Source organism: Bartonella sp. WD16.2, from assembly GCF_002022505.1.
Taxonomy (GTDB): domain Bacteria; phylum Pseudomonadota; class Alphaproteobacteria; order Rhizobiales; family Rhizobiaceae; genus Bartonella.
Genome location: NZ_CP019781.1, coordinates 258,577 through 274,411 on the forward strand (window position 1 = coordinate 258,577; position 15,835 = coordinate 274,411).

The following is a 15,835-nucleotide window of genomic DNA, read 5'->3' on the forward strand; positions in this document are numbered from 1 at the left end:
TACAAGTTTTTTTATACTTTTGGAAGAGGAGAACTGGTTTTTGTAGACAAGTGTCTGAGAAGATTTTTACAATTTTAAGCAAGAATGTACAAAAACACTTTTTTATAAGATGGGCGTTTATATAGCATGTACAGAGAATAAATAACGCATCTAATTGCATTATAGAAGAGATTTTAGGTCGCTTTGAATGTGCTTTTTGCTTCTCATTTTAAAGTAGAATTCCAGATAAAATAAGAGAAGCAACAGAAAAATAGATTACAATACCTGTGACATCTACTAAAGTTGCTACTAAGGGAGCTGAAGCACTTGCTGGATCAAATTTTAAACGTTTAAGAATAAAAGGCAGCATGGAACCGGACAAAGAACCGAATGTAACGATTCCGACCAAAGTTGCACCCACTGTTATAGCGATGAAAATCCAATGTTCACCATAGTTATAGATGCCCAGTTGTTGCCAGATAACAATGCGCATTATTCCAATGATTCCAAGTAAAAAGCCAAGAGACATTCCTGCTGGGATCTCACGGAGAATAACTCTCCACCAATCTTTAAGTGTAAGTTCACGTAAAGCTAATGCACGAAGAATAAGTGATGTTGCTTGTGAGCCAGAATTTCCTCCTGAACTCATAATAAGAGGAATAAATAGTGTAAGGGTGATAACTTTTTCAATCTCTGCTTCGAAATATTGCATAGCGCTGGCTGTTAACATTTCACCAAGAAAAAGCAGAGCTAGCCACCCACCACGTTTTTTCATCATTCCAAGAAAATTTATCTGCATATAAGGTTTATCTAGAGCTTCCATACCCCCAAATTTATAAGCATCTTCACTCATTTCATCAACCATAGTATCAAGCACATCATCAACTGTTACAATGCCAATAACGTGGTTACTGTCATCAATAACTGGTACAGAGAGAAGGTCATGGCGTTGAAAAAGACGAGCAATATCTTCATGATCTGTAAAGGGTGATATTGTGATAGGTGTATCATGTGTAGCGACATTGAGAATTTGATCATCAGGTGAGGCAAGAATAAGATTTCGTAACGAAACAGCTTTGAGAAGTACACCTGTTTTGGGATCAATGACATAGCTTGTGTAAACTGTTTCACGTGTTCGTTCAACGTCACGAATGTGATCTAGAGTTTTTTTAACAGTCCAGTCTGCTGGGATAGCGATAAACTCTGTTGTCATTAATGCACCAGCCGTATGGTTGGGATAACTGGTGAGTTTTTTAAGTTCGGTTCGAGTTAAGGGTTTCAACAAGGCGTAAAGCCGTGTACGGGTCTTTCTATCCATTTCTTGAAAAACGTCTGCAGCAGCATCTGCGGACATACCCTCAAGAATTTCAACAGAACGATTAGTAGGTAAAAGTTCAAGAATAGCTGCTGGTTGTTCAAGTTCTGGTTTGTCAAAGAGCTCAATGGCATAATCAAGAGGTAAAAGACTAAAAACAGTCACGCGTTCCATAATATCTAGATCGTTGATTATATCAATTGAATCAGCAAAATGACGGTTTTTTAATTCTTCAGCGAGAGTTTCAGGAGAAAGATTTTTAAAGTCGAAGGTTGTTTTTATTTCAGTCATGGTAAAGCGCCTTCCAAAATTATAAGATTCAGGTATATGGATAGGATCAATCAAAGTTGATAAAAAACTTAGAAACATTTCTCTGAATTGTTGTTGAGATTGTGAATATTTAAAATAAAGTCAAGGATAGATCACAGTCTATAAACAATTTCATTTTTTAAATAAATGAAACTTGTTTGTATTTGTGTATCCTATAATAAAATAATTTTTTGCTTTTTTATTTCTTCTATCAAAATATTGGATTTAAAAATTTGTTTCAGAGCATACTCGATAATTCTTCCAAGAGAGTTTGTATGCTGAAAGTAATCATTTTGTTTTAAGCGTATAATGGAGGCATAAATATTATGACAAAAACAGCAGTTTTGGATTGGAACGGATTTTCAGGACTTCCCGATTTTGCCTCAATAAGTGATGATGACTTTAAACCCGCTTTTGAACAAGCTCTTAAGGAAGCTGAAAAAGAAGTAGAGGCAATTGCATCTGTGGAAGAGCCTCCAACACTTGAGAATTTTTTACAGCCTTTTGAACTTTCTGGCAAGGCACTTGATCGTGTATGTTCAATATTTTTCTTACGTTCAGGCGCGCATAGCAATGTATTGATTCAGCAGTTAGAGCAAGAATTTACTGTACAATTATCTCGTTATTTTTCGAAAATTATGATGGATGCGAGAATATTTGTAAAGATGGATACACTATATATACAGTCGCAGCAAGGCGTGTATAACGGTGAAGAGAAGCGCGTAATTGAATTATGGTGGAAGAAGTTTATTCGTAACGGTGCAAAACTTGACGTACAAGGTAAGAAGCGTCTTGTTGAAATCAATGAAAAACTTTCTTTTTTAGGCACTACTTTTGGTCAACATGTATTAAAAGATGAAGCTGAATGGATTTTGTTTTTAGAACAAACGGATTTATCTGGCTTATCTGATGATCTTATTGCTTCAATGAAGGAAATTGCTTGCGAAAAAGGTCGTGATGGATTTTATGCGTTAACATTAGCACGTTCAATTGTTGAGCCTTTTTTAAAATTATCTAATCGTCGTGATTTACGTGAAATAGCATTTCAAGCTTGGTCTAAACGTGGTGAAAATAATAACGATAATGATAATCGGGCGATTATTATAGAAATGATCACGCTTCGGAATGAAAAAGCCAAATTGCTGGGATATGAATCTTTTGCAGATTTAAAACTTGATAATACCATGGCCAAGAGTGTTAGTTCAGTTATGAATTTGCTCATGCCTATATGGGAACGAGCAAAAGCTAAGGCTGCTACTGAACAGACCGAATTACAAAATTTAGCAAAAGTCTAGGGAGCAATGAGCCATTAGCAGCTTGGGATTGGCGTTATTATGCTGAAAAATTGCGTGCTGAAAAATTTTCTTTCAATGAAGCTGAGGTTAAACAATATTTTCAGCTTGATTGTATGATTGAAGCAGCTTTTGCAGTGGCAAAGAAGCTCTTTGGAATTTCATTTGAAGAAAAAACAGCTGTTGCACTTTAGTATTCTGATGTGCGTTTATGGGAGGTTAAACATTCTGATGGTAGTTTACTTGGGCATTTTATTGGCGATTATTTCGCACGTTCTTCAAAACGATCTGGCGCATGGATGAGTCAGCTGCAGTCGCAACATAAATTAAATGGTGGACAAAAACCGATCATTTATAATATTTGCAATTTTGCAAAGCCTCCTAAAGGGAATGCTGCTCTTTTATCACTAGATGATGCGCGTACACTTTTCCATGAATTTGGACACGCGTTACATGGTTTGCTTTCTAATGTAACATGGCCATCCATAGCAGGAACATCGGTTTCGCGTGATTTTGTTGAGCTTCCTTCTCAGCTTTATGAGCATTGGTTGACTGTACCAGAGGTGCTAAAATCTTATGCTACGCATGTAAAAACAGGTATTCCTATGCCGCAAACTTTGCTGGATAAGATTATATCAGCACAAACATTTAATGCTGGCTTTTGTGCTATTGAATATATCTCATCAGCTTTAATAGATATCGCTTTTCATAAAGGAGTAATAGTTTCTGATCCAATATTGTTTGAGTATAAGGAATTAGAAAAGTTAGAAATGCTTGACACAATTATTATGCGCCATCGTCCTACACATTTTACACATGTGTTTTCAGGGGATAGTTATGCTGCTGGTTATTATTCTTATATGTGGTCAGAAGTTCTTGATGCTGATGTATTTCAAGCTTTTGAGGAAACTGGTGATGTTTTTAACCCAGAACTTGCTAGCCAATTGAAGCGTTTTATTTATTCTTCTGGGGGTAGTTGTGATCCAAAAGAGCTTTATAAAGCTTTTCGGGGAAGGTTGCCTTCACCAGAAGCGATGATTAAAAAACGGGGGTTGTAAATCATACATAGTGCAGCGTAGACTACACTATTTTTTTATTTTAGGTGTTTCAGGTTATGCGCAAATTTTTAATTCATTATGATAGCGTAATAAAAAATTAGATTTGATATTTTAAAAAAGGTTATGGGGAAAGAATTATTGATTTGACCTACTTAGTAGTTATTTACATGACTGCATTTTATCGGGCTGTAATTTATTTTGTTGGGTAAATAGCTATTTTGTGACCTCTCTCATAAAGAGGTTGTTAGTTTGGTACTCAAGATTGTAGGTTTAGCTTTTTCTTATAGCTTGAATACAAGATTTCATTTGTCAGTAAAATTGTTTCAAATATAGATAAAATATTCTTCCTATACTTATAGGATTTTCATATAGAATACGTAAAAATTTATTTTTTTGTCATGCAAGGGCAGGTTAACCTATCCATATTCATAATTTTTCAGAATTATGAAAGTTTTTATCAATTTTGACAGCTCTTTGCTTATAAAAGTCTATTCATTTTTGTTAAATAATTGCTAAGAATGCTATTGGATATCGTGATTGATCTCACTTCGCATTTATCACCATTAAAATATACCTGGCTTATTTTTTAGTGAATTAAAAAATATGATTTTTTCCAAGAACGATGATCAATCGAAGTGAAGCTGGAAGTAAGCATTACAATTTTTATAGTAGTCGTAGCAAGACTATTAATAGGAAGTTTGTTAAATTCGTAGGCAACAGTGAAATCTATAAATTCCTATAATGAGAATGTATTTTTACGTTTGCTTTTTTTAATTTTTGTATGTTTTTCTATATTTCGTAAAGTATTATAGTGATTGTAAGTGTTTTTTATATGCATACACAATTCAAAAAAGTTTTACACTTTAATTGAAATTAGCTTTGTCATTATAAAAGAAAAAGTGGAAAAAAGAAGGTAATCAAATATATTAAGTAGAATTGGTGTGAATATCTACTTTTAGATTATTGTTTTCTGAGAAAAGAGAGAACTTTATGACTTGGGTATCCATTAACTTCTAAGTCATGGCGCAGTTGAAAAGCTTTAATGGCTTGCTTGGAAGCTGTACCAATTTTCCCATCAATTTCTCCTTTATAATCTCCAAGCGCAGCTAAGCGAGATTGCAACTCCAAACGTTCTTGGAAAGTAATAGGTTTGAATGGTCGATTCCAATCTTGTACTAATCCAGGGTGTCCAGCAATACGATTAGCAAGGAGAGCAACGGCAAAAGCATAACGATCTGCATTATTGTAACGTTTAATAACAAAGAAATTTTTTGTTACTAAAAATATAGGTCCCTCTGGCCCATCGGGAAATTTCAATATTGCAAGTTGAGAAGAAGAAGGAAAAGGTTGCCCATGTGCATGTCGAACACCTAGCTTTGCCCATTGCTCAAAGGAAAGCCAATCTTCAGGGAGTTTTTTTCTATGTGGTAATTTAACTTCAACACCCCAAGAAAGATCAGGTTGCCAACCATTCATGTGAAGAAGATTAGCAGCAGTAGCAAGTGCATCTGGAATTGATGTCCAAATATTACAACGTCCGTCTCCATCCATGTCAACGCCGTAGGCAAGATAACTCGTTGGGATAAATTGGGTGTGTCCTAATGCGCCGGCCCAAGATCCGGTAAGTTGAGAACGATGAATGCCACTGCTTTGTAAAATTTTCATTGCAGCAATAAGTTGTGTGTGTGCATATTTTTTACGTTTTTGGTCTGCGTAAGCTAAAGTTGCAAGTGAACGAATGGCGTCATGCATCACATTTTTGTTTTGCAAAACTTTTCCATAGCTACTTTCTATAGACCAAATGGCAAGAAGAATATTGCGGTTAACACCAAAACGTTTTTCAATTTTAGAGAGCCATGGTTCCCATTTTTGAGCGTGACGCTGTCCTTCCACAATGGCAATATTATGAACACGATTGTCGAAATAGTTCCATGGAGAATCGATAAATTCTGGTTGATACGCTGCTTTTTTTAAAATTGCTGGGTCAATTGCGTCAACAGTTTTAAAAGCCATATCAAATGTAGTTGATGAGATGTTGTTAGCTAAAGCTATTTTTTTAAATTCGTTAATCCAGCTTTTAAAATCACGCTCAGTGTGTGCAAATGAAGAAAAAGATGTTGAAAGAGCCAAAAAAGTAGAGACTACACCAATGATAAAGGTTCTGCGATTTATTAATTTCTTTGAAGAAGAAAATAGACTCAGTGTTATTGGTTTCATCTTTTTGTTACTGCCGATTTTAGAATACTTTAGTGTGAAGTAATTTCGTTTTTTGTATTTGGTTTGTAAAGTATACTACCCAGCTAAATCGAAAAACTTTGAAAAAGTATTCTGATTATTTAACTATTCGTGTCTTTTATTATAACTAATTTTTATGATAATCCAACTAAAACAGTGAGGCATCTTTTAGAATTTTAGTTAAAACACGGTGATACATTAAATCAGAAAGCTATATAGCAAACGCTATATTCATAATCAGGAGAGTAAGTGTGCGTAAAATCCGGAAGGCAGTATTTCCCGTAGCAGGTCTTGGTACTCGTTTTCTTCCTGCAACAAAAACAGTTCCTAAGGAAATGCTGACTGTTGTTGATAAACCTATTATTCAATATGTTGTAGATGAGGCACGTGAGGCGGGCATTGAACATCTTATTTTTGTTACTGGACGCAATAAAGCAGTGATTGAAGATTATTTTGATGCGCAGGTCGAATTATATACAGTACTTACTGAACGTGGCAAACAAGAAGAACTTAAACATTTACAAGATTTGCAGCCGCAACCTGGCATGACTTCTTTTACTCGGCAACAGCAATCTTTGGGGCTTGGGCATGCTCTTTGGTGTGCACGTGAGTTAGTCGGCAAGGAACCTTTTGCTTTATTATTACCAGATATGTTGATACAGGCTAAAAAGAATTGTCTTTCTGAAATGATCTATCTTTATGAAAAAACAGGTGGAGGAAATATTATTTCTGTTCAGGAATGTAATACTGAAGATGTTCACAAGTATGGTATTGTCGGAAAAGGTAAGCAAATTGCAAACGGTTTTGAAATCACAAAAATGGTAGAGAAACCAGAAAAGGAAACGGCTCCATCTAATTTATACATTAATGGACGTTATATTTTACAACCAGAAATTTTTAATATTCTTTCCAATCAAGAGAGAGGGGCAGGAAATGAAATTCAGTTAACAGATGCTATGGTGCGGCTTTCAAATGAGCAGGCTTTTTTTGGTTTTCAGTTAGATGGATATACTTTTGATTGTGGCTCTACAACTGGTTTTATTGAAGCCAATGTTGCGTTTGCTTTAGCACGTGCTGATATGCATCAACATGTTTCTGTTTCATTAAAAAACTTACTTGAAACGATAAAAACTTAAAAATTATATAGATCTCTGTTTTGATTTCATTTATCAAATTTAATTATGATGATACAGTCTTCTAATATGTCGGCTTTACAAGGTGCAATTACATCAGCTCTTAAAACTATTTCTCACGAAAAACGAGGGCTTGAAGCTCTTGAAACAGCTCTTTTAAGCAATCTTTCAGATTCTTTTAACAAGGCCGTTCAAACCATTAGTAATGCTCAAGGTCATGTGGTGATTACTGGTCTTGGTAAGAGTGGTCATATAGGAACGAAAATTGCTGCAACTTTAGCTTCAATGGGGACACCTGCCTTTTTTGTACACGCTGCAGAAGCTAATCATGGTGACCTTGGTATGATTAGTTGCGATGATGTTATTCTTGCTTTGTCATGGTCAGGTGAAACTATGGAGTTAAGCGGCATTATAAATCATGCTGCGCGTTTTCGTATCCCACTTATTGCAATGACATCTGGTGAGCACTCTGTATTAGGGCGAAAAGCTGATATTGTGTTATTATTACCAAAGGTAGAAGAGGCTTGTCCTCATGGGCTTGCTCCGACAACTTCCACAGTTATGCAATTGGCGATGGGTGATGCATTAGCTGTTGCTCTTTTAGAAAGGCATGATTTTAGTGCAACAGATTTTAAAATTTATCATCCTGGTGGTTCGCTTGGTGTAAACTTTAAATATGTGCGTGATATTATGCATCAAGGTGATAGTCTTCCTTTGATTAGACAAGGTACACCTATGACTGAAGCGGTAAGTATTTTGGTTGAAAAACATTTTGGTTGTGTTGGTGTTATAAACCAAAAAGGTGAATTAATTGGAATTGTAACAGATGGCGATCTTGCACGTAATATTCATTGTGATTTATCAAAATTCAATGTTGATGAAGTAATGACAAAGGATCCTAAAATTGTAACCCCAGATACACTTGTTGGTGCTGCGACAGCTTTTATTAATGATCATCAGATTGGTGCTTTTTTTGTCATTGAAGATAAGAAACCCATAGGGATTGTTCATTTTCATGATCTTTTGCGTATTGGTGCTGTTTGAGTTAATAGGTGTGATATCAGATAAAATTTTATAATGTGCAAAAGCTAAGGTAGATTCAATAAAGAAGAGCAGTTTTAAATATAAAATTGCTCTGTGAAGGTGTTGTTGTCAAAGGATTATTGTTTACCTATCTTAGGATTTGTATAGCAGGTTTATAAGTGAGATAATGTGTTAATGTTTTACATTAGTTCTAAAAGCTCTATTAGGAAGAGGAATTACGGCTTCCTATAAGTTTATTTTATAAATTTAGATAGAATTTTTGATTTTCATTTAAATTTGACGGTTGAGAGAAAATTGTAATCCAGTGCTTGATGTGCAAAAAAGCTGCAGTGTATCATTTGATAACGTACAGTTAGCTTTGGATATAGTTCCACGGAGAATTGAGCGTATTTCAATTTCTACATGTTGGGCATTAACGTAATTGTAAATGCCTTCTGATAATTTTTCTTTTGTGTCTGCTGCTCGTGTTTCAAAAGTACCATTGCGGAAAGAAGAAATAATACCATTTTTATCAATCCATTCACCATCAATTCCAGTTGGTATATTTTCTACAGTTGGGTATTGCCCATAATGGTGTGGAAGGCTACAGGCCCCTATCGCCAAAATAGTAATTATAAGACATAAAATGCGGCAGATATGTTGCATTTGTTTCACTCTATTTATTTTTATGTTGCTTTTCAATTATTTATAATAAACTTAAGATTATTATTATTAAGTTACTTTAATTAATTAATATTGAGGTTTTTGCTAAAAATTAATGAAAAAGCAAATAATTGGAAAAAATATCTTAATGTTGTTAATTATTAAAATAATAAATTTAACACGCATGATACAAAAGGTAAAATATTTTTTATGATTTGCAATAATTCTCATATTAATATTGTTTAGTAGTCTCAGAGGAGATTATTAAATTATGGTTGGCCCTATTCTTGTTGCGAGTGAAGATCACGGAAAACGTATAGAGTTTTCTGCTATGCTCCGAGATCTTGGTTATCGTGTTATTGAAGCAGAAAATAGCTTACGTACGATCGATCTTTTACATAGACGTAAAAATATCATGCTTGCATTGCTTGATGTTGTTATGAGTGATTTGAGTATAAGTGATTTGATCACAACAATTAGAGCTGCTGGAGTCTCTGTTCCTGTTATTGTTATAGCAAAGCAAGATAATCAAGAATCACTTCAAAAAGCTTTAAGAGCTGGAGCTATTGATTATTGGATTTATCCGGTTACACCACTACGATTGAGAATTACATTGAATAATCTTTCACGTACTTCTGCATTAGAACGTGAAGTTTATTATATCCAACGGCGAAATAAAAATTGTTTACGATTTTCTGATCTCTATACAAAAAGCAGTGCAATGCAAGTGGTTTTAGAACAATCAAAAGGTGCGGCTATTTCCTCACAGAATCTTTTGATAACAGGTGAAATAGGAACTGGTCGTGAAACATTAGCACGCATTATTCACTGTGAAAGCTTATTTTCAGAAGGCGCTTTTATCCGCTTTCAATGTTCACCTGTTGTTGATCCAGAGCAAGAAAAACACATATGGTTTAAAGAATTTTTACCACTAGTTTCTTCTCTTGAAAAGGGAACTCTTTGTCTTTGTGATGTTGATAAACTCGAGCCTATACAGCAAAAACATTTTGCACATTATCTTAAAGAGAGAGCAGAAGCTACAAAGAATGAAAAGCCTCCTTTTCGCATTATTGCCATATCAACGTCACAACTTGAGGATCTAGTTAAAGATAACGTTTTTTTTCATGATTTGTTTGAACAGTTTTCCCAATTATGTATCAATGTTCCTACTTTGCGGGAATTGAGGGATGATCTTCCAGAAATTTCTCAGCGTTTGATTGATCATATCATTACTGAAACAGGGCGGTCGCATGTACATGGTTTGGCGGGATCGGCTATTTCATTACTTATGCAATATGATTGGCCTGGTAACCATAGTGAGCTTGAAAATTTATTATTTCGTGCAGTTTTACTCAGTGAAGGACCTTTGTTAACTGTTCGCGATTTTCCACAATTAATGGGAAGTTCATTACTTGGTATTCCAAGTATTATGTCTAATCATGTTCAAGAACATTCTGAAAAAAAGTCTATACAATTTTTAAATTCTGAAGGACATGTCCGTACTTTTGCAGATATGGAGCGCGATATTATTGAAAAGGCAGTTAAACATTATAAGAGGCGTATGAGTGAGGTTTCTCGCCGTCTTTGTATAGGACGTTCTACACTTTATCGTAAAATAGAAGAATACAAGGATGACAAACGGTCAAAAATAGAAGGAAAATCTATAATAGATTTCTATTCATAAGAATTGTTATTTTGAATAATAGTAATATAAAGACTTTTATTTTTTAAGAGCATCTGACTAGATTTGGAGTCATTGTTTAATTGATGTTTTTGTTTTACAGCTTAATAAATATGCAATTTTGTTTAAGGATATTCTAATTAGCTTTATTGTTATGGTATTGAAGTTAAGATTGCATATTACAGATAATAAACGGACATTTCATGCTTTTTCGCATCAGAAGCAGAATTTTAGAATCACTGATGTGATGGTTATATTTTTTCAAGCAAATAATGAGATTCTACTTATTATATCAATCAATGATAAGAACATTGATTTTAGTGTTAGAGTACGTATTTATGAGTGTACAGTAGCTTTTAAATTAGAAAGTGTATCACTTTGACTCTGTTACATATGATTATCGGATCTGTTATCTTTTTTATCATAGCATGCATGTTGGCAATTTACGCTTATGGCCGTTTTGCCAAAAGCACGATAAAGGAGTATTCTTATGCATTTAATGTTGAGAAAGATGTAACCAAGCTTGATCGTATAGTGAGTCGATTAGCAAAAGAGACGAATGGATTAGGGATCGAGAAAGATGCTCTTTCACTCATTACTAGTAATTTAGATGCGTTTTGTGTTCGTACAATGGCGGCGGCACAGGCTGAGCGCAGTCTTGATTTGATGTATTATATTTGGGATGATGATTTAACAGGACGTTTGTTACTTAGTGAAGTGGTGGAAGCAGCTGATCGTGGTGTACGAGTACGTCTTCTTTTGGATGATATTAATGCTCAGGGACGTGACCCAGCTTATATTGCGCTTAATAAACATCCTTACATTGAAGTCAGAATGTTTAATCCAGGGCGAGCACGCAGTGGTGGTTTACGTCGTAGTTTAGAGATTATATTGCGGGCACTTGTTGTAACACGCAGAATGCATAATAAAGCTTTTATTGTAGATGGACGAGTAGCTTTTGTAGGAGGACGCAATATTGCGGATTCTTATTTTGATGCAGGTAGGGAGGCAAGTTTCCGAGATCTAGATCTGATGTTAATTGGTCCGTCGGTTAAAAAAGTAGAAGCTATCTTTGATGATTTTTGGAATAGCCCTGTAGTGTTACCAATTCATGCTCTAGTAGTTCCAAAAAGTACAAATAACCTCGACAATTGGAAGGATAAATTACAGAAATTTCGTCATTCCAAAGTCGCGAAAGTTTATTTAGATTATGTCAACAAATATATCAGTTTTGAATGTTTTATTCAAACAGGCAAGCGATTATTTTTAGCAGATAAAGTTGAAGTTCTTTCTGATCCTCCAGAAAAAGCATTAGGAAAGAAAATAGGTAATTGGCTAATGGAGGTACTTTCACAGGTTATTGAAGGTGCACAAAAGACAGTCCAAATTACATCGCCTTATTTTGTTCCTGGTAAAGCAGGAGCACAGCATTTGAGCAGTTTGGTGTCAAAAGGTGTTGATGTTAGAATTCTTACTAATTCTTTAGCGGCTACTGATGTGGTGGTGGTGCATAGTGGTTATGCACCTTATCGTAAGGCGTTATTGAAAAGTGGTGTTAAACTTTATGAATTAAAACCGGATGGAGGCTCCCACCGGTTGTGGTTGTTTAGATCAAGTAAAGCGAGTTTACATACAAAAGCTTTTTTAATTGACCATAAAACTGCTTTTGTTGGATCTTTAAATTTTGATCCTCGATCAGCTTCATTGAATACAGAAATGGGTATTCTTTTTGAGTGTCCACCAATTACAGCTATGTTGAATTTGCTTTTTTTAGAGGAAACAACAGGTGAAATGAGTTATTGTTTACGTCTTGGGGATAATGATCTTATTTACTGGGATTTTATTGAAAATGAAAAACAATATAGTATTGATTATGAACCAGAAAGCAGTTTTAGGCGTCGCGTATTTGCAAAGATAATGAGTTGGTTGCCAATTGAATCACAATTATAGTTTATACAAGTATATATTGGAAAAATATTTATTTTCTTTTCATTTTGTTTGTAGCATGGCATAATTTGTTGCCAATTCACAACGCATAAAAACTATAGCTGCATTTTATATTTATTTGCCAGTGTTTCATTATTAAAGGAATTTGGCTATGACAAAAATTGTTGAAACCAAAACAGGTGTATTGGCGCTTACCTTTGATGACGTACTTCTGCAGCCTGGCCATTCGCTTGTTATGCCTAGCCAAGTGGACCTTAAAACACGTATTGCAGCCGATATTGAATTAAATTTGCCTTTACTTTCTGCCGCAATGGATACGGTGACAGAATCGCGTTTAGCAATTGCTATGGCTCAAGCTGGTGGTCTTGGTGTTATTCATCGTAACATGTCCCCTGCAGAGCAAGCTGAAGAAGTCCGTCAAGTAAAAAAATTTGAATCCGGTATGGTTGTTAATCCGGTAACAATTGGGCCAGATGCGACACTGGAAGAGGCAAAGAATTTAATGCGTTCTCATGGCATTTCAGGTATTCCAGTTGTTGAAAATGGAGCTAAAGGTGGAATTTCTGGTAAACTGGTTGGTATTTTAACTAATAGGGATGTGCGCTTTGCATCAGATCCAAAGCAGAAAATCCGTGAATTAATGACGCATGAAAATTTAATCACAGTGCGTGAAAATGTTCAATTAGATGAAGCAAAGTATCTTTTACATTATCACCGTATTGAAAAACTATTGGTTGTAGACGGGCAAAATCGCTGTGTTGGTTTGGTAACAGTCAAAGATATTGAAAAAGCACGGCTACATCCGAATGCTACTAAAGATTCACAAGGCCGTTTACGTGTTGCAGCTGCTAGTGGTGTAGGGGATAATGGAATTGAACGAGCTGAACGATTAGTTGAAGCAGGCGTTGATGTATTGGTGATTGATACAGCTCATGGACATTCTCAGCGTGTGTTAGAAACGATTGAACGTATTAAAAAAATGGCGCTTTCTACAACTATTATGGCTGGTAATGTAGCGACTCCACAAGCAACACAAGCTTTGATTGATAGTGGTGCAGATGCGGTAAAAGTTGGTATTGGGCCTGGTTCTATTTGTACAACGCGAATTGTTTCAGGTGTTGGTGTGCCTCAGCTTTCAGCTATTATGGATGCTGCAGAAGTTGCTGATAAAGCAGGGATTCCCATTATTGCTGATGGTGGTATCAAAACTTCAGGTGATTTTGCTAAAGCTTTGGCAGGAGGAGCTTGCGCTGCTATGATTGGCTCTCTTTTAGCTGGTACCGATGAAAGTCCTGGGGAAGTTTATCTTTATAAGGGGCGTTCTTTTAAAGCTTATCGGGGTATGGGGTCGGTTGCTGCTATGGCGAGAGGATCGGCAGATCGTTATTTTCAAGCTGAGGTTCAGGATGAACTTAAACTGGTACCTGAAGGTGTTGAGGGTCAAGTTGCTTATAAAGGTCCTATAGCATCAGTTTTACACCAGTTGGCTGGCGGGTTACGTGCTTCAATGGGCTATGTTGGAGCACAAAATTTAGTTGAGTTTCGTAAAAAAGCAACATTTGTTCGTATTACGAATGCTGGTTTTTATGAAAGTCATACACATGATGTTTCCATTACGCGGGAAAGTCCAAATTATCGTGGTCCTATTTGATACGCTAAAACATGGTGTTATTTTATATCAATACAACGAGTTCTTTTGGAAAAATGATATGGTATCTATCATGTGTTTGCGGTTATGTATTGCGATTCTAAACTTACCAAAAGAAGGAATTGGGTGTTACTATTCCAATTCCTTCTAGAAGTTATCTTAAAATGAAAAGATTAGTTTTTCATATTTTTCCGTCCTGCTTTTAATGCGCAGTGGCGATCGCTAGTTTGATTACTTTGGACGGATTTCTTTCTATTGTGTGAGGACATTGTATTCTGACTGCTTTTAGATACAGCTATTTTCCCATTATTATGAGTATTCATTAATTTTCTCCTTTTTAATTATCTGACATATACCAATATAGAGGAACGGTCATATCAAATAGTAGTTCCGAGAATTTTTAAAAAAGTTCATTTACGTTTTGTTTGAAATAAGATGAATATAATGAATGGCGTGAGAGCACTCCTAAACAAAAAGTGTTTTTTATAATGTAAACTGTTTAATGCTCGAAACTATTGGCTAAACCACTTAGTGTTTGTTTTTATTAAGGTAAAGAGAGCTTTATAATTCTCGTGTAATCATAACTGGAATAGGTGATTTATGGATAATAGTCTGAGTTTTGGAACCAAATAAAAAATTATACATTTTAGAATGATGAAAAGCTCCCATAATTAGCATATCAAGGTGAAGTGTCTGAATGTTCTGAAGAATCATTTGTTCAAGGCTATCTTCTGTTTTGAGTGGTTCAACTTTAATTTCAGCGGATTGTAATCGCGCTAATGTTTCGTTGAAACTGTCTTGCACAGCTTGTGTTTGTAATTCTGCCATACCTAATACATAATTTAGATTATTAAAAAATTTTCGTGTACAAATAGAATCAATGGCTTTCATGATCAAAGGACCACCATCAAAAGCTATGAGAACTCTTTGAATCGGGCAAAAATGACGTGAAGCAACAAGAATTGGAAGCTCAGAGGAGCGTACAACGTTTTCAAAATTGAGCCCTAATCGTTTTTTATCAGATGCTGTTTGTTCACCACGTTTTCCCATAACAATAAGCGAAGATTGGGTATTATAAGTATTTAATGCATCAATAAGGCTATCATGACGTAGGCGTGTTTCAATTTCAATGTGACTCTGAGAATTGAGATAATCTTTTGCTTCCTCCAAAGTTGTTTGTCCAACTTTTTGTGCAAAAAGTGCTTTAGCAAGAGTGGTATCTTGTTGTTTTACGTCGGATGGATTTAGTGTATTATTGTCGGCTTGTTGTATATCTGGTAAACTAATTTCTTCTTCCGATTTATCCAAGACATACAACAACCGAATTGTTGTTTGCATAGATTTAGCAGCCCATAATGCTAGGTCACATACAGGTTTTGCATAAACTGAAGAATCAATAAGAGCGAGTATCGGTTTTGTCATTATATTATTTCCCAATGTTCTTGCTTATAAAAGAGATTTATAATCTTCGTTAATATCGACGTTATAGAAATAGTAATTCTATCTTTCTTCAGAATAAAATTCTAGCCTACAGTGCTAGAAGTATTCGGTT

At 35.2% G+C, this 15,835-nt stretch carries 9 protein-coding genes and 1 pseudogene; 6 read left to right on the forward strand and 4 right to left on the reverse strand.

Going from position 1 to position 15,835, the window contains the following annotated elements; genetic code table 11:
* Positions 1 to 208 precede the first annotated feature (208 nt).
* Positions 209 to 1,585, reverse strand: coding sequence for a magnesium transporter (mgtE, locus tag BWD162_RS00845; RefSeq protein ID WP_078705030.1), 1,377 nt, complete (start codon positions 1,583 to 1,585; stop codon positions 209 to 211).
* A gap of 344 nt (positions 1,586 to 1,929) precedes the next feature.
* On the opposite strand from mgtE, the pseudogene BWD162_RS00850 reads away from it, so the two are divergent.
* A pseudogene (locus BWD162_RS00850) lies at positions 1,930 to 3,953 on the forward strand (M3 family metallopeptidase).
* A gap of 960 nt (positions 3,954 to 4,913) precedes the next feature.
* On the opposite strand, the gene BWD162_RS00855 reads toward BWD162_RS00850, so the two are convergent.
* Positions 4,914 to 6,170 carry a lytic murein transglycosylase gene (locus BWD162_RS00855; RefSeq protein ID WP_078705031.1) on the reverse strand — a complete coding sequence of 419 codons (1,257 nt, stop codon included), beginning with the start codon at positions 6,168 to 6,170 and terminating at the stop codon, positions 4,914 to 4,916.
* A 269-nt stretch (positions 6,171 to 6,439) separates the two neighbouring features.
* Here BWD162_RS00855 and galU point away from each other — a divergent pair, with 269 nt between their 5' ends.
* On the forward strand, positions 6,440 to 7,324 hold the full coding sequence (gene galU / locus BWD162_RS00860; RefSeq protein WP_078705032.1) for a UTP--glucose-1-phosphate uridylyltransferase GalU: 885 nt from the start codon (positions 6,440 to 6,442) through the stop codon (positions 7,322 to 7,324).
* A 45-nt stretch (positions 7,325 to 7,369) separates the two neighbouring features.
* Complete coding sequence (locus BWD162_RS00865) at positions 7,370 to 8,365, forward strand: KpsF/GutQ family sugar-phosphate isomerase (RefSeq protein WP_078705033.1); 996 nt, start codon at positions 7,370 to 7,372, stop codon at positions 8,363 to 8,365.
* A 270-nt stretch (positions 8,366 to 8,635) separates the two neighbouring features.
* Here BWD162_RS00865 and BWD162_RS00870 read toward each other — a convergent pair whose 3' ends face one another.
* Positions 8,636 to 9,010, reverse strand: coding sequence for a hypothetical protein (locus tag BWD162_RS00870; protein WP_078705034.1), 375 nt, complete (start codon positions 9,008 to 9,010; stop codon positions 8,636 to 8,638).
* A 268-nt stretch (positions 9,011 to 9,278) separates the two neighbouring features.
* On the opposite strand from BWD162_RS00870, the gene BWD162_RS00875 reads away from it, so the two are divergent.
* The 3 genes from BWD162_RS00875 to guaB all read left to right on the forward strand — a co-directional run bounded on the left by BWD162_RS00875 (position 9,279) and on the right by guaB (position 14,286).
* Positions 9,279 to 10,691: a sigma-54-dependent transcriptional regulator gene (locus BWD162_RS00875; protein WP_078705035.1), complete on the forward strand. Its 1,413-nt coding sequence runs from the start codon at positions 9,279 to 9,281 to the stop codon at positions 10,689 to 10,691.
* Between the two features lie 375 nt (positions 10,692 to 11,066).
* Complete coding sequence (locus BWD162_RS00885) at positions 11,067 to 12,638, forward strand: phospholipase D family protein (protein ID WP_078705037.1); 1,572 nt, start codon at positions 11,067 to 11,069, stop codon at positions 12,636 to 12,638.
* 148 nt (positions 12,639 to 12,786) lie between these two features.
* Complete coding sequence (guaB, locus tag BWD162_RS00890) at positions 12,787 to 14,286, forward strand: IMP dehydrogenase (RefSeq protein WP_078705038.1); 1,500 nt, start codon at positions 12,787 to 12,789, stop codon at positions 14,284 to 14,286.
* 558 nt (positions 14,287 to 14,844) lie between these two features.
* On the opposite strand, the gene BWD162_RS00895 is transcribed toward guaB, so the two are convergent.
* The gene (locus tag BWD162_RS00895; RefSeq protein WP_078705039.1) at positions 14,845 to 15,705 is read right to left on the reverse strand and encodes a universal stress protein; all 861 of its coding nucleotides are present in this window, start codon (positions 15,703 to 15,705) and stop codon (positions 14,845 to 14,847) included.
* Positions 15,706 to 15,835 lie beyond the last annotated feature (130 nt).

Bases quoted from the DNA above. Each gene is read 5' to 3' on its own strand.
- guaB (WP_078705038.1), top strand. From the start codon at position 12,787: ATGACAAAAATTGTTGAAACCAAAACAGGTGTATTGGCGCTTACCTTT.
- BWD162_RS00870 (WP_078705034.1), bottom strand. From the start codon at position 9,010: ATGCAACATATCTGCCGCATTTTATGTCTTATAATTACTATTTTGGCG.
- BWD162_RS00865 (WP_078705033.1), top strand. From the start codon at position 7,370: ATGATGATACAGTCTTCTAATATGTCGGCTTTACAAGGTGCAATTACA.
- mgtE (WP_078705030.1), bottom strand. From the start codon at position 1,585: ATGACTGAAATAAAAACAACCTTCGACTTTAAAAATCTTTCTCCTGAA.
- BWD162_RS00895 (WP_078705039.1), bottom strand. From the start codon at position 15,705: ATGACAAAACCGATACTCGCTCTTATTGATTCTTCAGTTTATGCAAAA.
- BWD162_RS00875 (WP_078705035.1), top strand. From the start codon at position 9,279: ATGGTTGGCCCTATTCTTGTTGCGAGTGAAGATCACGGAAAACGTATA.
- BWD162_RS00855 (WP_078705031.1), bottom strand. From the start codon at position 6,170: ATGAAACCAATAACACTGAGTCTATTTTCTTCTTCAAAGAAATTAATA.